At 62.3% G+C, this 22,539-nt stretch carries 22 protein-coding genes and 1 pseudogene; 13 read left to right on the forward strand and 10 right to left on the reverse strand.

Features of this window, described 5'->3' with window-relative positions; translation table 11 throughout:
- Nucleotides 1-33: 33 nt before the first annotated feature.
- The 4 genes from G5A07_RS03865 to G5A07_RS03880 all read right to left on the reverse strand — a co-directional run bounded on the left by G5A07_RS03865 (nucleotide 34) and on the right by G5A07_RS03880 (nucleotide 4,277).
- Nucleotides 34-528, reverse strand: a complete 495-nt coding sequence (locus G5A07_RS03865) for a hypothetical protein (protein WP_049410872.1) — start codon at nucleotides 526-528, stop codon at nucleotides 34-36.
- A 91-nt stretch (nucleotides 529-619) separates the two neighbouring features.
- Nucleotides 620-1,207 (reverse strand): TetR/AcrR family transcriptional regulator, encoded by a 588-nt coding sequence (locus G5A07_RS03870; RefSeq protein ID WP_088480412.1) that lies wholly within the window; start codon nucleotides 1,205-1,207, stop codon nucleotides 620-622.
- An 85-nt stretch (nucleotides 1,208-1,292) separates the two neighbouring features.
- On the reverse strand, nucleotides 1,293-3,062 hold the full coding sequence (locus G5A07_RS03875) for an oleate hydratase (RefSeq protein ID WP_191862859.1): 1,770 nt from the start codon (nucleotides 3,060-3,062) through the stop codon (nucleotides 1,293-1,295).
- A 120-nt stretch (nucleotides 3,063-3,182) separates the two neighbouring features.
- Nucleotides 3,183-4,277 carry an NAD(P)/FAD-dependent oxidoreductase gene (locus G5A07_RS03880; protein ID WP_191862860.1) on the reverse strand — a complete coding sequence of 365 codons (1,095 nt, stop codon included), beginning with the start codon at nucleotides 4,275-4,277 and terminating at the stop codon, nucleotides 3,183-3,185.
- A gap of 80 nt (nucleotides 4,278-4,357) precedes the next feature.
- On the opposite strand from G5A07_RS03880, the gene G5A07_RS03885 reads away from it, so the two are divergent.
- From G5A07_RS03885 to G5A07_RS03920, 8 genes are all read left to right on the forward strand, one after another.
- Nucleotides 4,358-4,813: a MarR family transcriptional regulator gene (locus tag G5A07_RS03885; protein ID WP_191862861.1), complete on the forward strand. Its 456-nt coding sequence runs from the start codon at nucleotides 4,358-4,360 to the stop codon at nucleotides 4,811-4,813.
- Between the two features lie 184 nt (nucleotides 4,814-4,997).
- On the forward strand, nucleotides 4,998-5,453 hold the full coding sequence (locus G5A07_RS03890) for an SRPBCC domain-containing protein (RefSeq protein WP_191862862.1): 456 nt from the start codon (nucleotides 4,998-5,000) through the stop codon (nucleotides 5,451-5,453).
- Between the two features lie 10 nt (nucleotides 5,454-5,463).
- Nucleotides 5,464-5,796, forward strand: a complete 333-nt coding sequence (locus G5A07_RS03895; protein ID WP_099529753.1) for a metalloregulator ArsR/SmtB family transcription factor — start codon at nucleotides 5,464-5,466, stop codon at nucleotides 5,794-5,796.
- Nucleotides 5,797-5,798: 2 nt separating this feature from the next.
- Entirely contained in the window at nucleotides 5,799-6,257 is a 459-nt protein-coding gene (locus tag G5A07_RS03900) for an SRPBCC family protein (protein WP_191862863.1), read from the forward strand.
- Nucleotides 6,258-6,391: 134 nt separating this feature from the next.
- Nucleotides 6,392-6,811 carry a helix-turn-helix domain-containing protein gene (locus tag G5A07_RS03905; RefSeq protein ID WP_043397067.1) on the forward strand — a complete coding sequence of 140 codons (420 nt, stop codon included), beginning with the start codon at nucleotides 6,392-6,394 and terminating at the stop codon, nucleotides 6,809-6,811.
- A complete protein-coding gene (locus tag G5A07_RS03910; protein WP_191862864.1) occupies nucleotides 6,808-7,674 on the forward strand; it encodes an alpha/beta fold hydrolase in 867 nt (288 codons plus the stop codon). Before G5A07_RS03905 ends, G5A07_RS03910 begins: the two co-directional genes overlap by 4 nt.
- The gene (locus G5A07_RS03915) at nucleotides 7,667-8,044 is read left to right on the forward strand and encodes a DUF4180 domain-containing protein (protein WP_191862865.1); all 378 of its coding nucleotides are present in this window, start codon (nucleotides 7,667-7,669) and stop codon (nucleotides 8,042-8,044) included. Before G5A07_RS03910 ends, G5A07_RS03915 begins: the two co-directional genes overlap by 8 nt.
- A gap of 97 nt (nucleotides 8,045-8,141) precedes the next feature.
- Entirely contained in the window at nucleotides 8,142-8,906 is a 765-nt protein-coding gene (locus tag G5A07_RS03920) for a hypothetical protein (RefSeq protein WP_191862866.1), read from the forward strand.
- Here the strand turns inward: G5A07_RS03920 and G5A07_RS03925 are convergent.
- The 4 genes from G5A07_RS03925 to G5A07_RS03940 form a co-directional block, all read right to left on the reverse strand.
- Nucleotides 8,903-9,685 carry a 3-hydroxybutyrate dehydrogenase gene (locus G5A07_RS03925; protein ID WP_191862867.1) on the reverse strand — a complete coding sequence of 261 codons (783 nt, stop codon included), beginning with the start codon at nucleotides 9,683-9,685 and terminating at the stop codon, nucleotides 8,903-8,905. The two genes, G5A07_RS03920 and G5A07_RS03925, sit on opposite strands and share 4 nt — an antisense overlap.
- A gap of 83 nt (nucleotides 9,686-9,768) precedes the next feature.
- Nucleotides 9,769-10,080, reverse strand: coding sequence for a hypothetical protein (locus G5A07_RS03930; RefSeq protein WP_191862868.1), 312 nt, complete (start codon nucleotides 10,078-10,080; stop codon nucleotides 9,769-9,771).
- 253 nt (nucleotides 10,081-10,333) lie between these two features.
- Nucleotides 10,334-11,071 (reverse strand): hypothetical protein, encoded by a 738-nt coding sequence (locus G5A07_RS03935; RefSeq protein ID WP_191862869.1) that lies wholly within the window; start codon nucleotides 11,069-11,071, stop codon nucleotides 10,334-10,336.
- Nucleotides 11,072-11,168: 97 nt separating this feature from the next.
- Nucleotides 11,169-12,008, reverse strand: coding sequence for a type 1 glutamine amidotransferase domain-containing protein (locus G5A07_RS03940; protein WP_191862870.1), 840 nt, complete (start codon nucleotides 12,006-12,008; stop codon nucleotides 11,169-11,171).
- A gap of 96 nt (nucleotides 12,009-12,104) precedes the next feature.
- On the opposite strand from G5A07_RS03940, the gene G5A07_RS03945 reads away from it, so the two are divergent.
- Nucleotides 12,105-13,022 (forward strand): LysR family transcriptional regulator, encoded by a 918-nt coding sequence (locus G5A07_RS03945; RefSeq protein WP_191862871.1) that lies wholly within the window; start codon nucleotides 12,105-12,107, stop codon nucleotides 13,020-13,022.
- A gap of 545 nt (nucleotides 13,023-13,567) precedes the next feature.
- Nucleotides 13,568-13,924 (forward strand): hypothetical protein, encoded by a 357-nt coding sequence (locus G5A07_RS03950; RefSeq protein ID WP_191862872.1) that lies wholly within the window; start codon nucleotides 13,568-13,570, stop codon nucleotides 13,922-13,924.
- 262 nt (nucleotides 13,925-14,186) lie between these two features.
- On the opposite strand, the gene G5A07_RS03955 is transcribed toward G5A07_RS03950, so the two are convergent.
- Complete coding sequence (locus G5A07_RS03955; RefSeq protein ID WP_191862873.1) at nucleotides 14,187-15,086, reverse strand: hypothetical protein; 900 nt, start codon at nucleotides 15,084-15,086, stop codon at nucleotides 14,187-14,189.
- A 237-nt stretch (nucleotides 15,087-15,323) separates the two neighbouring features.
- Nucleotides 15,324-15,581: pseudogene (locus tag G5A07_RS03960) on the reverse strand (transposase); the annotation flags it as partial.
- A 302-nt stretch (nucleotides 15,582-15,883) separates the two neighbouring features.
- On the opposite strand from G5A07_RS03960, the gene G5A07_RS03965 reads away from it, so the two are divergent.
- The 3 genes from G5A07_RS03965 to G5A07_RS03975 are packed head-to-tail and all read left to right on the forward strand — an operon-like array spanning nucleotide 15,884 to nucleotide 22,538.
- Nucleotides 15,884-18,772 carry an SNF2-related protein gene (locus G5A07_RS03965; protein ID WP_191862874.1) on the forward strand — a complete coding sequence of 963 codons (2,889 nt, stop codon included), beginning with the start codon at nucleotides 15,884-15,886 and terminating at the stop codon, nucleotides 18,770-18,772.
- Nucleotides 18,772-20,538 (forward strand): AIPR family protein, encoded by a 1,767-nt coding sequence (locus tag G5A07_RS03970; protein ID WP_191862875.1) that lies wholly within the window; start codon nucleotides 18,772-18,774, stop codon nucleotides 20,536-20,538. Before G5A07_RS03965 ends, G5A07_RS03970 begins: the two co-directional genes overlap by 1 nt.
- Entirely contained in the window at nucleotides 20,538-22,538 is a 2,001-nt protein-coding gene (locus G5A07_RS03975) for an ATP-binding protein (RefSeq protein ID WP_191862876.1), read from the forward strand. Before G5A07_RS03970 ends, G5A07_RS03975 begins: the two co-directional genes overlap by 1 nt.
- Nucleotide 22,539 lies beyond the last annotated feature (1 nt).

Consider the following 22,539-nt stretch of genomic DNA (forward strand, 5'->3'; position numbering starts at 1 on the left):
TCAGCGGTACTTCGTGCTGCGGGCCTGCATCGCTTACAACGTGGTGGTGCGCCGATGGATCCGCCAGCACTGCGCGGCAAAGCCCATCACAAACACCACAGCCAATCCCAGCAGCGTCTGCAGCACCACCGGGGCCATCGGCGCCGCAGCAATCGGATGCGCTGCCGGCAAGCGGGTCAGCGTTTCATTGACGCCGGGCACCAGCGACAACAGGAAACTGAACGACAGCGCGAAGGTCGACAGGTAACGCGCTGCGCGCCCCAGCCAGCGCAGCCGCGCGGCCAGCACGCCGCCGAATGCCACCAGCAGCACGATCACCCCGAATGCGTGGCCCGGGTTGATCCCGCCCGTGCTGGAGACGGTGAATGAGGTAGCGACAGACAGCACCAGTCCCGCCAGGTACAGCTTGCCCGAGCGTGTTGCAGGGTCGATTGCGCAATGGCGAATGAAGGCATACAGGCCGCTGAGGACCGGGATCAGGCTGACAACGGTATGGAACACGCCCAGCGTGGACAGAGAGTGCGACATGGAACATCTCCAGAGTTAAATAAACCTACTAGTTGGTAGGTGCGTGATTCAAAAAATGACCCGCGTCGCCGCGGGCCCCACCACAGTCATGTCAGGCAGTCGCGCTCACCCGCGCAATGGCCAACCGCGCCAGTGCCGCGAACGTCGCCGCATCGGCGAAACCGCGCGCGGCCAGCATCGCGCCATGTACCGACGACATGAAGGCCTTCGCCTCGTCCGCCGCCGAGCCCTGCAGGCGCAACTGGCCCTGCGCGGCGCCCTTCTCCAGCGTCACCGTCAGCCACCCGCTCAGATCCTCGAAATGCCCGCGTACTTCTTCGGCAATCTCCGCAGGGATCATCGGTGCCTCTGCCGCCAGCATCGCGCAGATGCAGAACGAAGACGTGCCACCGGCGATACAGCTGGACCAGTAGTCCACATAGGCGTTGAGCTCCTGCAGCGGGTCGCCCAGCTGCCGGTCCAGCAGCGCCAGGCCCTCACGCGCCTCGGCCCGGTACAGCTCAACCACCGTGCGCACCAGATCCACCTTGCTTGGGAAATGGTGGTGGATGCTGGCCTTGCTGATGTTCACCCGCGCCGACACGTCGGCGTAGCTGAAGCCGTTGTAGCCACCGGCCTCCAGCAGCGAACGGGCGTGGGCCAGGATCTCCTGGGCCTTGGGCGAGAGCGACTCTTTCATGCCGCCAACCTACTAGTAGGTTGAGGCGCTGTCAACTCCCCCTGTTGGACTCGCCGGGCGTGGCCCGGCGCTACCCACGCCCCGCTCAGTCCTCCTGTACCAGCTTGAACTCGCGCAGCAGGCCACCGATCTGGGTCTTGTCCAGCTTGTTCATCAGCAGGTTGCGCAGGAACGCAGGCCCGGGAATATTCAGTTCCTTGCCATCGCGCAGACGACCGGCGGCGGCCAGCAGCGAGCGCACGTCGTAGGTGGAATTGAACACCTCCGGCACGCCGCGTTCGATATCCAGCAACGTGTACACCGCTTCCATCGGCGTACGCACCGAATACTCGGTGGTGAAAATGCAGTCGCGCTGCTTCGATTCGGCGAACTGGCCGATGAAGGCGAAGTTCACCGCACCTTCCGGCACCACGTCAGGGCGATCACCGGCCTGGCGCGGCATGAAGAACGCGGTGATGTACGGCATCATCACCGGTACCGTCTTCGCACCGGTCGCGGCCAGCTCGTCGATCTCTTCCACCGGCACGCCCAGGTGGTACAGCCACTCGCGGGTGATCTCCTCGCCGGTGCAGTCCTGCATCGGCTTGTTCACGTAGTCGCCGGGCGTATCCACAAACAGCGAATACACCCAGACCACGATCTGGTCCTTGGGCTGGTTCTTGAAATGTGGCTGGCGGTTCACCGTCCAGCTCATCAGCCAGCGCGAGTCACGCACGCTGACGATGCCGCCGGTCACCACCTTGCCGCTGAAGGGATCGCGCTTGGCGATCTTTTGGATGTAGGCCGGAATGCGCGCATCCAGCGTGGTCACCGTCGCCGATTCCCACTTGGTTTCCGGAATGTGCGCGCCGAACACGTCCGGGCGCCCGAACGCTGCATCCTTCGCGGCAATGCGTCGCCACAGGTCCCAGGCCGGCGCGGGGCCTTCGTTCAGGCGTGCCGCAGTGTGGTGGTCGCCGTTGTCCGAATTCTCGGTCAGAGAACCGATGGTCATGAACAGCAGATCGTCCGCGCCCAGATCTACGCCACCAGCCACCCCGTCACGAACCCAGTGGATGCGCGTGGCCTGCTTGCGGCCCGGCTGCAGATCGAAGTCGACGTCGGTCACTTCGGTGCCGTACTGGAACACCACACCATGGTTCTGCAGCCACTTCACCAGCGGCAGCACCAGCGATTCGTACTGGTTGTACTTGGTGAACTTCAGTGCGGAGAAGTCCGGCAGCCCGCCAATGTGGTGGATGAAGCGATGCAGGTACAGCTTCATCTCCAGCGCCGAATGCCATTCCTCGAACGCGAACATGGTGCGCCAGTACAGCCAGAAATTGCTGTCCAGGAAGTCGCGGCCCAGCACTTCGTTGATGCGCTTGTTCTCCATCTCCTGACGGGTGGCCAGGAACAGCGCGATGATGTCCTTCTGTGCCTGCTCGGTCAGCGTGAACAGGCCATCGGTGTGTGCATCCTCGCCGCGATTGATGGTGGCGCGCTGCAGCGAATAGTTCGGGTCGTCCTTGTTCAACCAGTAGAACTCGTCCAGCACGCTGGCATCTTCAATCTCCAGCGACGGTATCGAGCGGAACAGGTCCCACAGGCACTCGAAATGGTTCTCCATCTCGCGGCCACCACGGATCACGAAACCCTTTTCCGGCACCTTCAGGCCATCCAGCGCACCGCCAGGAATCTGCTGCTGTTCAAGAATGGTGATGCGTTCACCGGCCATGCGCCCATCGCGCACCAGGAACGCGGCGCCGGCCAGCGAGGCCAGGCCCGAGCCCACAAACCAGGCGCGTTTGCCATCCACACCGGCCGGCTTGCGCGGGCGCGCGAAAGCTTCGTAGTTGCCACTGCTGTAGTACATGCGCTGCTCCTTCCTGGGCTGGTCCACCCCACTCTAGCGCCGAACCGATGTACCGCATGCTTCAACCCGCCTGCGACCCAGTGACGCAGGTGCATGCAGACTCGATGCTTCGAGCGGTCATCAACCGCGTGGAGCATCCCCTCCGGTAATGAACCAGCGCTGGAACCCCTCGATCGCATCCGGCATCAGCGCGCGGGCGCGTTCACGCACCAGCACTTCGGCGTCGCGCATCGCGCTGATCGCATCCGGCCGCGCGCACAACGCCATCGCCACATCCGACGCGTCCAGCATCGCCAGGTTCACGCCCACGCCCACCGGCGGCATCAGATGCGCCGCATCGCCGATCAAGGTCACGCCATCGCGCGGGGTCCAGAAAAAATCCGCTGGCAGGCTGTAGATCGGCCGCCGCACGAAGTCCGTGCAGGCCTCCAGCAGGCGCCGAAGGTTCGTGGCCCACCCGGTATAGCAGCCTGTCACCAGCGTCCGTATGCCGTGCTGCGCGATCTGCGCATCAAGCCATTCGGAAGATCGCTTCAGCGCCGCATACACGCAGAGCCGATCGCGGCTGTTGCGTTGCACGAACAGGGCCTCCTCGCCGCCAAAGCAGAACAGGCTGCCCTGCCCGACCATCGCTGCGATGTCCGCAGCAGGCTGTGCGATCCAACCTTCGAAGAAGGTAATGCCGGTGGGCACCGGCTGGCACGTACTCAAGGCCGCGCGCACTTTCGACCACGCACCATCGGCACCGATCACGATGTCCGCCTCGCGCTGCACGCCGTTGGCGAATCGCAGGCCGTGGCCGTTCGCCTGTGCAGATACCAGCGCGGTCAGGCTGTGGCCCCACTGCACCGTGTCCGCCGGCAGCGCGTCCAGCAGCAGCTGGCGAAGGTCGCCGCGGTCGATCTCTGGCTTGTCCTTGCTCCCTTCCGGCCCGAACCCGCCGGTGGTGATCTCCCCGGACCACGGGTCGCCCATCCGCGCCTCCTGCCCCTCATGCCGTGCGACCGCACGGAAGGCCTCCAGCAGGCCCGCGCGCTGCAGCGCCACCTGCCCGGAATCGTCGTGCAGATCCAGCGTGCCACCTTGCGTGCGCTGCTGCCCGGATGCTTCGCCCTCGTACACGCTCACGCGGTGACCGCCGCGATGCAGGATGAGCGCAGCGGTCAGACCAGCGGGGCCTGCGCCAATGACGGCGATGCGGGGAGGGTGCTCCATGGCGCAATTCACATGAGTTGATACGTCAACCGTATGTTGGAAAGGTTGACATGTCAACCTTCAGCCGGCAACGTGGTGCCATGACCTCCCCCAGCATCACACCCGACGAATGGGCCGCCTGGCGCGGCTTCCGGCGCATGGCCGAGATCACCTCAGGCCGCATCGTGCAGGACATCACCCGCAGCACAGGCCTATCCAGAGCGGACTTCATCGTGCTGATGGAGCTGAGCCAGTCCAAGGATCACTGCCGCCGCCAGCGCGAACTGCTGGACTACCTGGAATGGGACAAGACGCGCCTCTCGCACCAGCTGACCCGCATGGCCGGCCGTGGTCTGATCGAGCGCGATACCGACGCCGACAAGGTCGTAGTGATCCGCATGACCGCGGAAGGTCGCGCACAGTTGCGCGCCGCACGCCCGGTGCACGTCGCCGGCGTCCGCCAGTATTTTCTCGACCATCTCTCCGCCGATGATCTGGCCGCCTTGCAGCAGATCACCGACAAACTGCATGCAGCACTGCAGGACGAGGAGAACTGAAGCATCGCCCCCGGTAGTGCCGGCCGCTGGCCGGCAAGTGCACGCACCCAACTCCACCGGGATGCCGGCCAGCGGCCGGCACTACCAAACGCGGGCATTCGTGGCGGGATTTGACATGCAGGCATTTGCCTGCATATAGTCCATCCCAAGGGCGGCGCCTGCCTGCCCACGCGAGGAACCTGCAATGGTGGATATCGCACACAGGGTCGGCATCAAGGCCCCCGCAAGCCAGGTGTACCAGGCCCTGGCCACCCCCGAAGGCGTGGCCGCCTGGTGGGCTGAAGACACCCATGGCGAGCGCGAGGTCGGCGGCACGGTCAAGGCGCGTTTCACGAACAACGGCCAGGAGATCGGCGCCATGGAAATGAAGCTGGAACAGCTCATTCCCGGCGAGCTGGTGCTCTGGAAGTTCCTCGCCGGCCCCGCCGAATGGATCGGTACCCACGTGCGCTTCGCGCTGAAACAGGAAGGCGATTACTGCATCGTGCTGTTCACCCATGAAGGCTGGAAAGAGCGCGTCGAGTTCACCTTCCACTGCAGCACCAAGTGGGCGGTGTTCCTGATGAGCCTGAAGGCGCTGCTGGAGACCGGCAAGGCCCAGCCCAACCCACACGACGTCAGGATCGACAACTGGAATTGAAGACATCCCCATGGCGGTAGACCACGTGCGCGACGCAGACAAAGTTTTCAAGGCACTGGCCGATCCCACGCGCCGCACGCTGCTGGATCTGCTCTGCGAAGACAACGGCCAGACCCTGGGCCAGCTGTGCGAGCACCTGGACATGGCCCGGCAATCGGTCACCCAGCACCTGGGCCTGCTGGAAGACGCCAACCTCATCAGCACTGTGCGCCGTGGCCGCGAGAAGCTGCACTTCATCAACCCGGTGCCGCTGCATGAAGTCTACGAGCGCTGGGTACGCAAGTTCGAGCAGCAGCGCCTGAGCCTGCTGCATGACCTGAAACGCGAACTGGAAGGAGAATGACGATGTCCGCAGAGACTACCCGCTTCATCCACGTGATCTATATCGCCTCCACGCCACAGAAGGTGTTCGAGGCCATCACCCGCCCCGAGATCGCCAGTCGCTACTGGGGGCATGAGAACGTCTCGGACTGGAAGCCCGGCTCGCGCTGGCAGCACGTGCGCGCCAACGAAACGCGCTCGGTCGAGCTGGTCGGCGAAGTGGTGGAAAGCACCCCGCCCTCGCGGCTGGTCATCACCTGGGCCGCCGCCTCGCAGGCCGACGACCCGGACGCCTACAGCCGGGTCACCTTCGACATCGTGCCCTACCAGGACATGGTGCGGCTGACGGTGACCCATGAGGAGCTGGAACCGGGCAGCGGCATGGATACCGGCATCCGCCAGGGCTGGCCGATCGTGCTGTCCAGCCTGAAGTCGTTGTTGGAGACGGGCAAGGGGCTGGATGTGTTTGCGAAGCCGGCGTAGTCGTCGGGAGGGTTGGCCCGCGCGAGCGGCACCGGGCAGATGGCCCGCTGTCGCCGTCGCCGCACAATCCCCAATCGCTCCCCCACATTGCATTTCATGGAACAATAGGGAGCACATGGTTCTCGAGTTCCGTTATGTCCCCCGCGTTGCTAACCGTCGATCAGGCTGCCCAGCAGCTCAGCCTGCACCCCAAAACCGTCCTGCGGCATATCCGTAGCGGCCAACTGCGCGCGACCCGCATCGGCAAGTCCTATCGCATCACCGCTGAAGACCTCGACGTGTTCACCGGCACCGTGCGTGAGCCCTCCGCTGCGCGCCCACAGCTGACCACAGTGGTGGATATTCCCGGATGCGGTGCGGCACGTGCCGCCGACCTGGTCCGTGCCCTGCATGCGCGCGTCACCGGCCGCGAGGCCGACGATGAGCCGCTGCGCATGGAGACGATCTATTCGCCTGAGCACGATGTGCTCAAGCTGATCGTGATCGGTGGCCTGGCGGGTTCCGCAGCGCTGCTTGTCAGCCTGCAGCGCCTGCTGCAGGACCGCAGCGCATGAAGCGGCAGCGCCCCGGCATTCCCACGCAGCACGTACTTGCCGCCTATCGCCAGGTGCTTTCGGACTGGCCGGTACCACACGAATCGCACCATCTCGCCACCCGCGCCGGTTCGACATTTGTGGTCAGCTGCGGCCCGGAACACGGCCCGGCCCTGGTGCTGCTGCATGGCACCCTCAGCAATGCCGCCAGCTGGATGTTCGATGCCGAACGTTGGAGCGAGTACTACCGCGTGCATGCCGTCGACATCATTGGCGAACCGGGCCTCAGCGAAGGCACGCAACCTGCGCTGGACAGCGACGCGCATGCGCAATGGCTGGATGATGTCCTCGACGCACTTGGCGTGGAAAGCGCAGCATTCGTGGGCCTGTCGTTCGGCGGCTTCCTGGCACTGGACTACGCGCTGCGAAGGCCTGCCCGGGTCAACGCACTGGTCCTGGTCAGCCCCTCGGGTATCGGGCGCCAGCGTGCATTCCTGCTCAAGGCGCTGCCACTGTTGCTGCTTGGCCGATGGGGACGCGAGCGCCTGCGCCGCGCGGTCATGGGTCCCGCGCCACTGCATGCACCAGCACGTGCGCAGCCGCTGCTCGACCTGCTGGCATTGATCCGTGCCGAGGTTCGGCCACGTCCGCTGCGCATTCCCCTCTTCAGCGACGAGCGCCTGGCTGCGTTGCATCCGCCGGCAGCCCTTGTCATGGGCGCGCGTGATGCCCTCATCGACACCCCTGCCGCCGCCGAACGCATGAAGCGGCTCGTCCCGGCGGCGGACGTCACCCTGCTCGCAGACGCCTATCACTACATCCCCGGCCTGCGCGAAGACATCCTCGCCCGGCTGCGTCAACTGCAGAACCTCCAGCATGAATGATTCCATTGAACACTTCGGCACCACCCGCCTCCTGCGCATCGCGCCGCAGGGCCCCGCACTCGATGCCAACGGCCTGCGCGATCTGGTCGGCGATGCCCTCGGGCATCAGGCCGAGTGGATTGCCGTGCCGGTGCAGCGCCTTTCGGCTGACTTCTTCGAGCTGCGCTCCGGCATGGCCGGGCAATGGCTGCAGATGCTGGTGAACTACCGCCTGCACTTCGCCGTGCTGGGCGATGTCAGCGACTACCGCGCACAGAGCGAATCGCTGGACGCCTGGATCACCGAATGCAACCGCGGCCACAACGGCTGCTTCGTTGCCGACTGGGATGCCCTGCTGGCTCGCCTTTCGGCCCCCGCCAGCGCGGGCTGAACGCCAACCCCACACTCACCCTCACCGAACCCGGTTCCGACCGCACTCCGACGCCGCCCGCCAGAGCATCACCGGCAGGCTCCCCAGGCGACGTTCGATGCGTGCTTCAGACGCAGATTCCCTGCACAGCAAGGTGGCGGCGGTCACCCTTGGCTTCGGGGTGATGAAGATTGCCGCCACCACCCTCGGCGAGACTGCGGGCGATCTGCTGTCGATGACGCTCAACCTGGGCTACGTGGCCAGCTCGGCCATCCTGCTGACGATCTTTGCCGGCCTGCTGGGCATGCAGTTGTCGGCACGACGCTTCCACCCGGTGCTGTTCTGGTCGGTGGTGCTGGCCACCAGCACCGCCGGCACGACGATGTCGGACCTGATCGACCGCACGCTCGGCCTGGGCTACGCCACCGGCGCCAGCCTGCTGGCCGGCTGCCTGGCGCTGGTGCTGCTGGCCTGGCGGATATCGGAAAAATCGATCTCGGTCAGCAACATCGCATCGCGCCGCGCCGAAGGCTTCTACTGGACCGCCGTGCTGTTCTCCAACACGCTCGGCACCGCGCTGGGTGATTTCCTTGCCGACGATTCCGGGTTGGGCTTCACCGGCGGCGCACTGCTGATCGGCAGCCTCATCGCGCTCACCGCGCTGGCCACCCGCATCAAGGGCATCAACCGGGTCATCCTGTTCTGGATCGCCTTCGTGCTCACCCGCCCGTTCGGTGCGACCTTCGGCGATCTGCTCACCAAGCCGCTGGAAAAAGGCGGGCTGGGCTTCAGCACGGTCGGCTCGTCGCTGGTGCTGTTCACCATTCTGGTAACGCTGGTGGCGCTGCCGATGCTGCAGCGTAAGGCGCAGCCAGCCAGCTAACGCGCCGTCCAGCCCCCATCCACGGGCAGTGCCGTGCCGGTGATCTGCCCCCCAGCGTCCGAGGCCAGGAACACCACCATCTCGCCCAGCTGCTCGGGCGTCACGAACTGCAACGACGGCTGCTTTTCAGCCAGCAGCGCACGCGCGGCGGTTTCCTGATCCGTGCCTTCGCGCTCGGCCAACGCGGTGATCTGCTGCTCGACCAGCGCCGTCCGCACCCAGCCCGGGCAGATGGCATTGGCGGTGATGCCGGTGCCCGCATTCTCCAGCGCGGTCACCTTGGTGAACCCGATCACGCCATGCTTGGCCGCCACATAGGCCGACTTGTTCACCGAGCCGACCAGCCCGTGCACCGACGCGATGTTGATGATGCGGCCAGCGCCCTGCTGCTTCATATGGGGCAAGGCCGCCGCCGTTGCATGGAACACCGCCGAGAGATTCAGCGCCAGGATCGCATCCCACTTGTCGATCGGGAATTCCTCGATCGACGCGGTGTGCTGGATGCCCGCGTTGTTCACCAGGATGTCGATGCGGCCCATCGTCGTGACGGCACGGTCGATCAGTCCACGCACCGCCTCGCCACGGGACAGGTCGGCGCTGTCATGCGCCACCCGCACGCCGAACTCGGCTTCCAGTCCGGTACGGATGCGTTCGATCTCCGCCGCATCGCCGAAACCATTCAGCACGATGTCCGCGCCCTGCCGCGCCAGCGCCGTGGCGATGCCAAGACCGATACCGCTGGTGGAACCGGTGACCACCGCAACCTTTCCACTGAACATGGGTGAGCTTCCATCGGGGGTAGGCCGCCAGTGTAGCGTTACCGACTCGCCGCTTTAACTGACACCCTCAAGTCGGCCCTCAGCTAGAAGCGGATGCCTGCCCGCTCAACGGTCGCGAGCGGGTTGGCCTTCCGCACCGCCTCCAGAAAGAGCAGGAAGTCGCGGTTGAACAGCGTCAGGTTGTTGGTAAACGTCACGCACTTTCTGCCCGATGCTTTGCTGAAGCACACCTGCCAGACATAGCGCCCGTAGATCCTGTCGGACGTTCGCGTGACTGAGGTGATCTGCGCAAGCGGAACCGCCGTGGGCACCGGCCCACGTCGCAGGTAGAAGGATTCTGTATCAAAGAAGTAGTGCTCGCGATCCTCTTTCCCATCCACCATCACCAAGGTCATGGACGTTCCGGAAATCCGGCGAGGGGGATGCAAACGCAGCCCAGACTTCACGGACGAGCGAGCAGTTGCTGACATTCGCCGAAGGGTGAACCCGAGGATCACCAACGGAAGTGCCGCGAGGACAATGAAACCTACGGTCTTCAAAACAGTTTCCAGCGTGCTTGGCACACAGATCTCCAGGATGAACGTTCAGGCACTTGCAAGGCCCGACTAGATCCACGCCACACGTGGATGACTCTCCCTCAACGCCTTTTCACTTCCAGTGATCCGGCCCCAGGAACGGCAGGCTCAACACAAACACCGGCACCGCCACAGGGATCAACGCCGCGCCCAGCACCTTCCCGGCCGCCGTCCCAACCCCGGGCTTGTCCGTATCGTCCGGCCGGATCCGCTCAGCACGCGCGGTGATCGACTGCGGCAGCTTCGCCTTCGCGGCCAGCACCGCGACATCCGGCAACGTCACCCGTTCGCCGTCACTCTCGAACAGCGCGCTGTAGTAGCTGCCGCCCTGCCTGGAAAGATTGCAGTCCGGGTTGGCCGCCAGCTCGTAGCGGGTGCGGGCTTCAAGGATGTACGGCTGGCGCGTCAACGAATCGATGGCCTTGGCCACCCGCGGGCTGATCTCCAACCGCTCCAGCTTGAACTGCGCCGCCTGTTCCGGTGTCACCTGCTCCGGCCGCAGCAGCAGCGCGTAGCTGCCATGCACCTTGGCCCTGTCGGCCGGCACGCGCCAGTCCTCACGGAAGTACAGCTGCGCGCAGACCACGGCCTCACGCAGCGGGCTGTCCATCAGCGCTCGGTAATCACGGAACGGCGCCGCATCAAAGCGCATCGGTTCGTCATAGACCGGCAGCAGGTACAGCTTGCCGTCGTCGGCCACGAATGCGCTGGTGATCTCGCGATTGGAATGGTGGTAATCCGGCCCGCTGGCGCAACCAGACAGCAGGCCAAGGCACAGGGCGGAGAGAATGAAGCGGATGGACGTTCGCATGTCGTAGTGAAGAGCTTCCGTGGAAAACCGGCCTCGCCCAAAGGGACGAGGCCAGTCCGCCATGGTGCCACGGCACCGCATGCGATGCAGAACCTGCCTACTTCAACCGCTCCACCAACCGCTGCCCCACCTCCAGCGCCGACGCCGGGTTCTGCCCGGTAATCAGCTCGCGGTCCACCACCACATGCCCGGTCCACGGCGTGGCATTGCTGCTGAACGTCGCCCCCGCCTTTTGCAACGCAGTCTGCGGGTAGAACTTCATCTCACCGCCGCCCAGCAACGGCTTGGCCTGCTCTTCTTCCTGGTTGCTGATCACCGTCATCTGGTAGCCGCTGTAGATCCACTTCGGCGAGGCCGGCGTCGCACCGGCTTCCAACTTCGCCACGAAACCACCCGCATCCGGCAGCGTGGACAGCAGCGCGACCGGCCCGTGGCAGACCAGCGCGGTGGTCTTGTTGCGCTGGTGGAAGTCGGCCAGCAGCCGGCCCAGCGCCGGGCTCTTCAGCAGGTCCTGCATCGGCGCGTGGCCACCGGGAATGTAGACCGCATCGAACCGCGCATAGCCTTGCTGTTCGACGCGCGCCAGGCTCACCACCGGCGAGGCCGTCGGCGAGGTCAGCGCCAGTTTCTCCAGCAGCTCCTTGTGCAGCGTCAGCTGTGCGGCATCGTTGCCGAAGTAAGCCGGCGTCACAGAGGACGCATCCACCGTCGGCGCCCGCCCCTGCGGCGTGGCGAAGGTCACCTCGTGGCCCGCGTCCAGCAGCAGCTTGACCGGCTGCATCAGCTCGTTGAGATAGAAGCCAGTGGACAGCACCTTCCCGTCCTTCAGGTCCAGGTGGTTTTCATCGGACAGCACCACCAGCACGTTGGCGGCGTGGGCGCCGCTGGCGGCCAGGGTCAGGGCCAGCGCTGCGGCCAGCCGGGTCATCAGGTTCATGGGGAGCTCCTATGGGGGAATGGCGGCCACTTTATTCATCGCCCCAGCGGCGATAAATTGGCCCCATCGCAAAACATCTGTTCCCCGGAGAGCTAAATGAGCCGCAAGTTCGACTACCTGGGCGATGTGGAGGTGTTCCTGGCGGTGGTTGAGCACGGCTCGTTCACGGCGGGCGCAGTGGCGCTGTCCACCACGCCGTCGGTATTGAGCCGCGCGGTCACCCGCTTGGAAGCGCGGCTGGGCCGGCAGCTGCTGCAGCGGACCACCCGCCGCGTGGGCCTGACCGATGCTGGGCGGCTCTATCTGGAACAGGTGCGCACCGCCTTCGGCCTGCTGGACGACGCCGAGCGCGATGTACTGGCCCAGGACGGTGCGCTGGCCGGCCGCGTGCGCCTGAGCGTGCCCACCACCTATGGCCACTACCGGCTGCCGCCCGTGCTGGCGCGCTTTGCGCAGCAGTACCCGCAGGTGCAGGTGGAACTGAACATCACCAACCGCAACGTGGATCTGGTGGCCGAAGGCTTCGACCTGGCCATCCGCCTGGGCCAGCTGCCGGACAGCGGGCTGGTGGCGCGCAAACTGGAAGACGCCCCATTGCTGCTGGTGGCCGCGCCGGACTACCTGCAGCGCCGCGGCACGCCGCAGACGCTGGACGACCTGCAGCAGCACCTGTGCCTGCCCTTCGTGATGCCGCGCACCGGGCGGTTGGCGCCGTGGGTGTTCCGCAACGACGGGCGCGACGTGGACTGGCTGCCGCGTTCGTCCATCGAGACTTCCGACGATGTGCTGGGCGTGGTGTCACTGGCCGAACAGGGCATCGGCATCTGCCAGAGCTATGAATTCATCGTGCGCGAGCGGTTGCAGCGTGGGCAACTGGTGGAAGTGCTGCCGCAGCTGCGGGGAAGATCGCGGCCGTTCTCGGTGATCTATGCGCCGCATCGGCGGCAGTCGGCGGCGGCGCGGGCGATGATTGAGTTGTTGGTGGGGAATGCGGGTGAGGATCGCGCTGGTTGAAGTCGGAAGGCTCGTTGGCGGTGTCGGGTTTGAACCGATTTTCGGGGTGTCCGGTCTGTCGGGTGCCACTTCCTACCGAAGCAGACTAAGAACTGTTGCAAAGCAGGCTGTCGCGCTATTCGCTTGTGGCGTAGGCGATTACGCCACTTTTATTCGCCACCAGCAGAGCAGCGGCACGAATGCGTCTGCTGGCGTCGCGGGCTGCACGAATGGTGCATGCAACAATAGTCCTCTGCTCTCGGATTCCGCGTTTCCTTCGCAAATTTCTATTGGCATTCGAGGCGGCTGCGTAAACACCATGGCGCGCCACCGACAACGGGTGGCAGCGGGCGTCCAAACCCGAGACAGATAGTTGTTTACGCTTGCCCGTCGGCACCGTCCTTAACCGGTGCCGGCGGGCAATCCGTCGGCCTTTATGGCGGGCGGTGCGTGGGGGTCTTCGGACCCGCCGGTTATTGACAACTGTCTGTCCCGGTTTGGAACCCGCACCGTCCGCCACCTCTTCGCGGTGGCGCCTGTTAAGCACAGCCACGGAAGCCGCCGCCATGAACGAATCCGACACCTTCTCTTCGTACACGGTTGTTGAGCCCATCAACGACGACACTCCCCTGCCCGACCTGAACTCCCTGCTCGGCATCCTCAAGCGCATGCGCGGCTGTGAAGGCGCAGATGGGCACCCGTGGCCAGAAACCGATGTGTCACCCGGCCGCCGCGTCAGCCTCGCGAAGAGCGAGCGCGCGATGGTGGGCGCGCTGACGGTGCTGGAGATCCTGCACGCCGCAGACCGCTGCCGGGTCGCTGCGGACCCGGAGCGGCATTTGGATGAGGGGGTTGTTGATGGGCTGTTTCTGGCTTGCCGGGGGTTGGTTGAGTGGGCCTGTCACGAGGTTCGGCCGGAGTGATCTCCCTTGGCAGCGTAGATGCCTGCTAACGAATCCATTGTCCGCTTTCGGTCAGAAGCGGACGTAGGACTGTCTCAACGTCCAGGACGACTTGAGTGCTTAATCAGGGTTGGAAGAAAGCAAAACATCTACGACTGCTCTTGACCGCTGACAAGGCAGTGAAGCGGGGCGTTGATTTCCATACCCGATCGCATCCAGCCTGCGCCAACCCCACGGCCAAGAACCCTCAGTCGCAGAGGCGGTCGAGGCAGTGCAAATTGCTCTAAGACCTCAAGGAGAAATCCAGCTCTTCCAGGCCTCTTCTGCGAAGTTCTACGTTAAGGGCATCAATCGCCTGCTGCCTAAGGCTGTTGAGCTGCTTAGAAATTTCTGTAGATCGAACTACGATCCAGTTCTCCTCTTGGAGGAGAAGTCCCGCTGCCGCTGCTTCAGTGGCAGTGTCACGGACCTTCTGCAGGAACCTCAAAGCCTTCTTGGTACCGTCGAGCTTGGGGCTGGGTGGACGAACCTCATCAATGACGTTTCCACGAAGATCCACTTGCCGTCCCGTGCTGATCGCATTGCACGTGTCAGATATTGCCTTGATGAAATTCGAAACACTGTTCTCACAATGAAACGGAGTCCTCAACGCGGCCCTTTCAAATGAGTTCTGGACAAGTAGAAGGTAGTGAACGTCGGCTCCGAACCTCCTCCGATAATCCACAATATCTCTGTAGTACCGGTCAAGCATATCGACATGGTTATTAAGAAATTCCTGATAGTCGTCCCAAAAAAGTAAACCAACATGAAATGGAAGGCCGCAACCATTGACCTTGCGGACATGCTCCTGCAGGTCTCCATCTCGCGGACCCGTCGTTGCAATAATAAAACGATCAAGCTTTGGAGCGAAAGTCTTTGCGCACTCAATTTCGCGATCTATCTCACTGACAGTCAATCGCTTTGACGGAGCGGTCGCGTTAACCTTTTTCTTGCACTGGATTCCAGTGAATTCCTTAGCGTCATTATTCGTTCCATAGACGTCGACACCAGCCTGGCTCTGACCTTGTCGCCCGTTCCTTGCCGCACCTGGATCCCCCCATGTCCTCCTCGCGTAGTCGAGTGTAAGTCGCTCAAAATCCTGCCAAAGCGCTGGCGGACTGAGCTCAACTTCAATGCTTGGCACACTACCTCCCTGTAGCCACATGATGAGTTAGGAATCATTATTGTAATGACAATCTGCACGGAGTTCGATCATCCGAATTCGATCTTTCGCGGCATGCAAGTGCTAGGGATGCTCTGAATAATCACCACTGATCGTTAAATTTGGGGCGCTGGAGTGATCCGGCGCCATCAGACGAGAGCAATTACCCTGTTCTTCAGCCCGCAAAGTGCCCTTGCCACACCTCGGGACAGAGTTGTCCTATGCCGGCAGCAATTGCCGGAGCGCCATCCACAGGTTGGAAAGCGAGAACAACGTCAGCACTGGCGCCGTGTTCTTGGCCAGACCGCGGTAACGCATCTTGGTGTAACCGAACTGCCGCTTGATCACCCGGAAGGGATGCTCGACCTTGGCGCGCAGGCTGGCCTTGCAACTCTCCCAGCGCTCAACCTGCTTACGCTTCCGTGCGTTTCTAGCAGCTGATGTCTCCACGCTCAACATGGACCCAACTGTACGTTTCGGATCCGAACTTCCGGACGCCCAATTGATATCCATCCGATGGCTATCCGTCACCAACCTTTGGTAGAATTCGGCAAGTCACGACATTCCCTAAAGCCGGAAAACAACGAAGAGTATCGGCCCTACAGAGGACGGAGCGCTTCGGCGCTCAGACGATCTTCAATGGGCGCTGTTCTTTACTCGAGGCCGAACCGATGCTTGGGGGACCGTTAACAGCGTCAAGAATGCGCCGAAGGTCGTCTAGGTTCGGCCGGGCTAGCGGCCAAATCACGCTCGGCGAGGAGCTAAGGGGAGGATCGCCGTTGTCATCACAGCAGCTTCTGACACCACATCAGAGCCAGTACATTGCTTGGCTACTGACTAGGCGTGCAGCAGGCGACTCCGTGGAGTCCCTAGCTTCGACCTTGGTCGATTCGCAAGTCGATCTGAATCCCCATCAGGTCGAGGCCGCGCTCTTCGCTTGCCGCAACCCCCTCTCCCGCGGCGTGATCCTCGCCGACGAGGTTGGTCTTGGCAAGACCATCGAAGCCGGCTTGGTCATTTCCCAACGCTGGGCCGAACGGCGGCGGAAGATGCTCATCATCGTTCCGGCGAACCTGCGCAAGCAATGGCACCAGGAGCTGCAGGACAAGTTCGGCCTGCAAGGGCTGATCCTCGAAGCCAAAAGCTACAACGCGATCCGCAAACAGGAGCAACGGAACCCGTTCCTGTTCGCCTCGGGTCCGATCATCTGCTCCTACCAGTTCGCGAAGGCCAAGGCTGACGATGTCAAGGACATCGACTGGGACTTGGTCGTCCTCGACGAAGCGCATCGCCTGCGCAACGTCTACAAAACCAGCAATGTCATCGCTAAGACACTCAAGGATGCGCTGTCGCGCGTTCACTCCAAGGCGCTCCTGACCGCAACGCCGTTGCAGAACTCGCTGCTCGAACTCTATGGCCTGGTCAGCTTCATCGATGACCGCGTGTTTGGAGACCTTGATAGCTTCCGCTCGCAATTCACTGGCAGAGAGCAATCCTTCAGCAGCCTGCGTGACCGGCTGGCCCCCATCTGCAAGCGCACCCTGCGCAAGCAGGTGCAGCCCTACGTCTCCTATACGGCGCGCAAGGCCATCGTGCAGGAGTTCACTCCATCAAACGAGGAACAAGAACTCTCCCGGCTCGTCGCCGATTACCTGCGCCGCCCAAATCTTCAGGCATTGCCGCAAAGCCAGCGGCAATTGATCTCGCTCGTCCTGTGGAAGCTGCTCGCGTCCAGCACGCATGCGATTGCGGGCGCGCTGGAGACGATGGCCAAGCGCTTGCAGGGCGTGCTCGACGCGTCGCCCGTGATGGATTTGGCCGAGGAATTGGACGAGGACTACGAATCGCTGGACGAGACGGCCGAGGAATTCGCCGAGGGCGAGGACGCTCCAGAACCGGATGCCGCAGGGCCCAGTAAGGAAGAACGCACTGCAATTTCGAACGAAATCGACGAGCTGCGCCACTTCAAGACGCTAGCCACCAGCATCCGTGACAACTCGAAAGGCAAGGCACTGCTCACCGCTCTCGACCGCGCCTTCGCTGAACTGGATCGGCTGGGCGCGGCCAAGAAGGCCATCATCTTCACCGAGTCCAAGCGCACGCAGGAGTACCTGCTCGGCCTATTGGCCGACACGCCCTACGGCGATGGCATCGTCCTGTTCAACGGTACCAACAGCGATGCGCGTGCGCAGGCCATCTACAAGGACTGGCTGAAACGCCACGAAGGCACCGACCGCATCACCGGCTCCAAGACCGCCGACACGCGCGCGGCACTGGTCGAGCACTTCAAGGAGCGCGGCACGGTGATGATTGCCACCGAGGCCGGGGCCGAAGGCATCAACCTCCAGTTCTGTTCGCTCGTCATCAACTACGACCTGCCCTGGAATCCGCAGCGCATCGAGCAGCGTATTGGCCGCTGCCACCGCTACGGGCAGAAGCACGACGTGGTCGTGGTCAACTTCGTCGATCGCAGCAATGAGGCCGATGCCCGCGTGTACGAGCTGCTGGAGCAGAAATTCCAGCTTTTCGACGGTGTTTTTGGTGCCAGCGACGAAGTGCTCGGCGCGATTGGCTCCGGCGTGGACTTCGAGCGGCGCATTGCCGACATCTACCAGAACTGCCGCGATTCGGGCGAAATCAAGGCCAGCTTCGAGCAACTCCAGCTCGACCTCTCAGGTGAGATCAACGAGGCGATGGTCAAGACGCGCCAGGTATTGCTTGAGAACTTTGATGAAGAGGTGCAGGAAAAGCTGCGAATGCGCGCTGACGACAGTCGCAACGCGCGCAACCACTTCGAGCGGATGCTGATGGACTTGACTCGCGCCGAACTGATCCATTGCGCGGCATTCGATGACGACGGCTTCGATCTCCGCCACATACCGCCTGGAATCGAGCATGCCGGTCCTGCGGGCATCGAACTGGGGCGCTACGAATTGCCCCGCCGCTCCGGCGATGCGCACCTATACCGCATCAATCATCCGTTGGCGCGATGGGGCATCGAGCAGGCCAAGGCTCGGGCACTCGACGGGGCTCGTCTCGTCTTCGACTACAACGCCTACGGGTCAAAGATCAGCACCCTCGAAACCTATCGCGGCAAGGCCGGATGGCTCACCGTGAAGCTGATCTCGGTCGAGACACTCGGGAACCAGGAGCAACATCTGCTGGTTGCCGCGGGCACGACCGACGGCGTCGTGCTCCCGGAAGAAGACCCGGAGAAACTGCTGCGCCTTCCTGCGACCACGCAGGTGGCCAGTCTGTTCAATGCCCCTGACGCCCCCCTGCTGGCAGACGCGGAAGCCCGCAAGACCGCACTCCTGCGCGACGTCAACGAGCGCAACCTCGGCTATTTCGAGCAGGAAGTCCAGAAGCTGGATTCCTGGGCGGATGACCTCAAGCTGGGTCTGGAGCAGGAGATCAAGGAGACCGACCGCGAGATCAAGGAGGTACGCCGCACTGCCGCGACCTCGCCGACACTGGAAGAAAAGCTGTCATGGCAGAAGAAGCAGCGCGAACTGGAAGGCAAGCGCAGCAAGCTGCGCCGCGAGCTGTTTGCCCGGCAGGACGAAGTCGAAGCCCAGCGCAACGACTTGATCAGTCAGCTTGAAGTGCAACTCCAACAGCAGGTCGAAGAGCGCACGCTGTTTACCGTCGAATGGGAGTTGATCTGATGGCGTACGTCCCCGCTCGACCGCTCGAACTTGATCTTCTGTGCCAAAAACTTGATGCGGACTACACGGACCGAATCACCGGAACGGGAACCACTCCAGAGTCTCGGCGGAGCAACTTTCTATCCAAGGCAATCGCGGCATTCGTCCTGCACGAAGAAGCTGGCGCCACTCTGGATGAAGCCGTGGCCGCTAGCATCGATGGTGGCCAGGATCATGGTATCGATTCGGTATTCGTTTCAACGGATCAAACGATCTGGCTAGTCCAGTCCAAATACAAAGAGTCGGGCACCGGCGAGCCAGAACTCGGGGATGTATCCAAATTTCGGGATGGCGTGACCGACCTCCTACAAGGACACTGGAACCGTTTCAACAACGCCCTGCAGAACCGCCAAGCGGCAATCACCAATGCATTGAACGGTGGTGTCTGCAGGATCAAGGTCGTGCTGGCCTACTCCGGCACGGCGGTGTCCGATGACCGGCGCCACATCTTTGCCGACTTGGAGCGCGCGTTCAATGGCGCGAGTCCGGGCTTTCTTCGGTGCCATGCCTATGGGCTCACGACCCTGCATGACCTGCATCTGGACGGAGTTTCGGCCCAGCCCATAGAAGCCGAAGTCGAATTGAAGGACTTCGGCCATATGCAGGAGCCCTACCGGGCGTTCTACGGCCGCATTGACGCCAAACGGCTCGCCGAGCTTTGGGCGACACACGAAGGACATCTGGTTGATCGGAACATTCGCCGATTCAAGGGCACGACTACCGTCAATGCAGGGCTGACCGAGACACTCCGGGAAGAAGCTCAGCACTTCTTCTACTTCAATAACGGCGTCACCTTCCTCTGCGACTCCATAACGGAACAGCATCCCCGCGATCCGCATCGGCAGACTGGGACGTTTCGCATTCGCGGTTTGTCCATCATCAACGGCGCACAGACAGTTGGGGCAATCGCCCGCGAGCCACAGGCCCACTACGACGCTCATCCCACCGTAGTCATGGCGACTTTCGTATGTCTTGAGAACGCGCCTGATGGCTTTGGCGACCGAGTTACCCAATCGCGCAATCGCCAGAATGCCGTAGAGCTGGAAGATTTTGCCGCGCTCGATGAGCGGCAGACCATGTGGCAGCAAACCCTGCAGATGGCTGGAGTCACCTATCTGGTTAAGCAGGGGGAGGACGATCCGCCGCTATCGCCAACCTGCTTCAGCGCACGTGAACTTGCGCCGTTCCTGGCTTGCACCGTAACCACGAACGACTGGCAGGACTACGTGACCGCTGCCAAGGCCGACAAAAAGAAACTGTTTGGGCGGGAGGGGCTGGTATCAGCTACGGACCCCTTACGTCAGTCCTACGAACGGCTCTTCGCCGACTCGCTCACGTCAAGGCAAATGTGGCGGATAGTCCAAATCGGCCGCGTGGTTGTAGAGAAAGTCCGCGCCCGTGCCACCGCCGAGGGTGATCCCGCCGGCTTGCCAGCAGGGACACTCCCCGCTCGTGAGATTCTCACTCACGGCGCCTGGTTGGTTCTACACGTGATCTTCATCCGCCTTCAGTTGCAGAACGGACCGACGTCGGCGTTGACTCAGGATGAACTGACAGCGATTTCGCGCGATGTCGATCTTGTTTGCGACCGTCTTGTGAGTTCTGTCCAGGGCGTGCAGTGGAACAAGCAGGCGCGCAGCGTCTTCGAGAACAAGACGGACTGTCGAACCGTGAAAGGCCGTTTGATGGCGGCCTTGGCGCAGCATGGTCAGGGGGGAAATCAATAATGCAAGCGAACATCAAAGGTCTGGTGGATCGACTGGAGCTTTCCCAGGCCAAGGCAATGATGCCTCTTTACGAGGCTGTCTCGAATGCCGTCGATGCGATCGAAGAGCATCATGACGGCTTCAGCAATCATTCGATTCGCATCCAGCTGGTGGCCTCCAATGATCTTGCCCATCAGGCTGGGGATGGAACTCTGGTCGTGGATGGCTTCGACGTTGTGGATGATGGTGTCGGCTTCAACGACAAAAACCTGGCCTCGTTCAAAGAAGCTCACACGCTGTCAAAGGTGAAGGTTGGAGGTCGAGGTGTCGGCCGCTTCACCTTCCTAAAAGTCTTTTCGTCTGTGCACATCCGCAGCGTCTTCAAAATCGATGGGAAGACTTTGCTGCGCCAGTTCGACTTCAGCATCGAAGATGAACTGAAGGGGGCAGATGTCACGTCGGAAGTCCACGAAGCTTGCGGCACGCAGACCTCCTTGCGCGGCATGGACGACAAGTTCCGCGCTGGATGGCCTACCAACCCCGAGACCATCGCCGAACGTATCATCGCGCACTTCCTGATCCGGTTTGCGGCGCACTCCTGCCCTCCGATGACTCTGGAATCTCCGGGACACGCTCCGATTGACTTGCACGCTCTGTTTCAGTCAACAGTTCTGGCGCACATCCAAGAACAGTTCTTCGAGGTTTCGGGGCATACATTTGCATTGCAGGCATATCGTCACCGAGACGGACGCTCGCGCCACGAACTCAACTTGTGCGCCAACGGGCGCGAGGTCACCACGAGCAAGCTTCGAGACCTGCTTCCGGAGCTTCCCGAAAAGCTGATTGACGAAGACCAAGCGCCGTATACCCTGATCGTGCTGGTCACCGGGGAGTACCTGGACGACCATGCCAACCAAGAGCGCACGCGCATCGCCTTCCAAAGCGATGAGGAGCCCGAGCTTGAGCAGACTCTTGTCTCCCGACGCGCCCTGAACCAAGGTGTCGCAGCGGCGTTGCGGCCGCTGCTCTTGGACGACTTGAAGTCAACGAACGAAGAGAAGCGCGCCCAGATCGAGAAGTTTGTTGAGCAAGCTCCCGAGTACAGAGTGCTCACGCACCCTCGCTACAAAGAGGTAATCGAGCAAAAGATTCAGCCAGGCCTGTCTGAAGACAAGCTGGATGAAGCTCTTCTGCACATGAAGCGCGACATAGAGGACGACGTCCGTAAAGAGGCAAAACATGTCGCCGCTCTGTTCGAGACTGAAACCTTTGAACAGTACCAAGAGAAGTTTCAGGAAATTGCGGAGAAAGCCAACGAAATTGGCAAGGCGCAGCTCGCTGCCTATATCGCGCACCGCCGGACGATTCTTGACTTGGTGAACAACAGCCTCAAGAAGAAGCGCACGGACGACAAGTACCCGCTCGAAAGAGTCCTGCACAAGATGATCTTCCCCATGGGCGTAACCTCGAAGGACATCTTCTTCGAGCAACAAAACCTTTGGGTGATTGACGAGCGGCTGTGCTATCACACCCTGCTTACGTCGGACAAGAAGTTGAAAAGCGTCGCCGGGCTGGACGATACCTCTGGCCGCGAGCCGGACATCTTTGCCTTCTTTTATGACACGCCTATTGGCGTTGCAGAGGCCGGCAACCTGCCAGGCGGGGGCGTTGTCATCATCGAGTTCAAGAGGCCGGGGCGGGATAACTACGACAAAGACCCCGCCGATCAGGTTATCCAGCGGTTCCGAGAGATCGCTGAGGGTGGAGTGACTGACGTTGATGGGCGCCAGATCAATCCCGCCAATCTGCGGTACACCGGCTATCTCATCGCGGACCTAACACCGTCCTTGCACCGCCAAGTATTCGGGCGTTACCACCGCACTGCTGATAACGAGGGGTACTTCTCCCCTTTGGCGACTGGCAACGGGTATATCGAAATCCTCTCCTACGACAAGCTGATCAAGGATGCTGAGCGCCGCAACCGCATCCTGTTTGACAAGCTTGGACTGCACAAGAATTAGG

It is taken from the genome of Stenotrophomonas sp. AS012628 (assembly GCF_010608305.1).
Classification (GTDB): domain Bacteria; phylum Pseudomonadota; class Gammaproteobacteria; order Xanthomonadales; family Xanthomonadaceae; genus Stenotrophomonas; species Stenotrophomonas geniculata.

Bases quoted from the DNA above. Each gene is read 5' to 3' on its own strand.
- G5A07_RS03885 (WP_191862861.1), top strand. From the start codon at position 4,358: ATGACCTCCCCCAGCATCACACCCGACGAATGGGCCGCCTGGCGCGGC.
- G5A07_RS03900 (WP_191862863.1), top strand. From the start codon at position 5,799: ATGTCCGCAGAGACTACCCGCTTCATCCACGTGATCTATATCGCCTCC.
- G5A07_RS03945 (WP_191862871.1), top strand. From the start codon at position 12,105: ATGAGCCGCAAGTTCGACTACCTGGGCGATGTGGAGGTGTTCCTGGCG.
- G5A07_RS03890 (WP_191862862.1), top strand. From the start codon at position 4,998: ATGGTGGATATCGCACACAGGGTCGGCATCAAGGCCCCCGCAAGCCAG.
- G5A07_RS03910 (WP_191862864.1), top strand. From the start codon at position 6,808: ATGAAGCGGCAGCGCCCCGGCATTCCCACGCAGCACGTACTTGCCGCC.
- G5A07_RS03905 (WP_043397067.1), top strand. From the start codon at position 6,392: ATGTCCCCCGCGTTGCTAACCGTCGATCAGGCTGCCCAGCAGCTCAGC.
- G5A07_RS03915 (WP_191862865.1), top strand. From the start codon at position 7,667: ATGAATGATTCCATTGAACACTTCGGCACCACCCGCCTCCTGCGCATC.
- G5A07_RS03970 (WP_191862875.1), top strand. From the start codon at position 18,772: ATGGCGTACGTCCCCGCTCGACCGCTCGAACTTGATCTTCTGTGCCAA.
- G5A07_RS03875 (WP_191862859.1), bottom strand. From the start codon at position 3,062: ATGTACTACAGCAGTGGCAACTACGAAGCTTTCGCGCGCCCGCGCAAG.
- G5A07_RS03950 (WP_191862872.1), top strand. From the start codon at position 13,568: ATGAACGAATCCGACACCTTCTCTTCGTACACGGTTGTTGAGCCCATC.
- G5A07_RS03920 (WP_191862866.1), top strand. From the start codon at position 8,142: ATGCGTGCTTCAGACGCAGATTCCCTGCACAGCAAGGTGGCGGCGGTC.
- G5A07_RS03895 (WP_099529753.1), top strand. From the start codon at position 5,464: ATGGCGGTAGACCACGTGCGCGACGCAGACAAAGTTTTCAAGGCACTG.
- G5A07_RS03865 (WP_049410872.1), bottom strand. From the start codon at position 528: ATGTCGCACTCTCTGTCCACGCTGGGCGTGTTCCATACCGTTGTCAGC.
- G5A07_RS03880 (WP_191862860.1), bottom strand. From the start codon at position 4,277: ATGGAGCACCCTCCCCGCATCGCCGTCATTGGCGCAGGCCCCGCTGGT.
- G5A07_RS03870 (WP_088480412.1), bottom strand. From the start codon at position 1,207: ATGAAAGAGTCGCTCTCGCCCAAGGCCCAGGAGATCCTGGCCCACGCC.
- G5A07_RS03930 (WP_191862868.1), bottom strand. From the start codon at position 10,080: ATGACCTTGGTGATGGTGGATGGGAAAGAGGATCGCGAGCACTACTTC.
- G5A07_RS03935 (WP_191862869.1), bottom strand. From the start codon at position 11,071: ATGCGAACGTCCATCCGCTTCATTCTCTCCGCCCTGTGCCTTGGCCTG.
- G5A07_RS03925 (WP_191862867.1), bottom strand. From the start codon at position 9,685: ATGTTCAGTGGAAAGGTTGCGGTGGTCACCGGTTCCACCAGCGGTATC.
- G5A07_RS03940 (WP_191862870.1), bottom strand. From the start codon at position 12,008: ATGAACCTGATGACCCGGCTGGCCGCAGCGCTGGCCCTGACCCTGGCC.
- G5A07_RS03975 (WP_191862876.1), top strand. From the start codon at position 20,538: ATGCAAGCGAACATCAAAGGTCTGGTGGATCGACTGGAGCTTTCCCAG.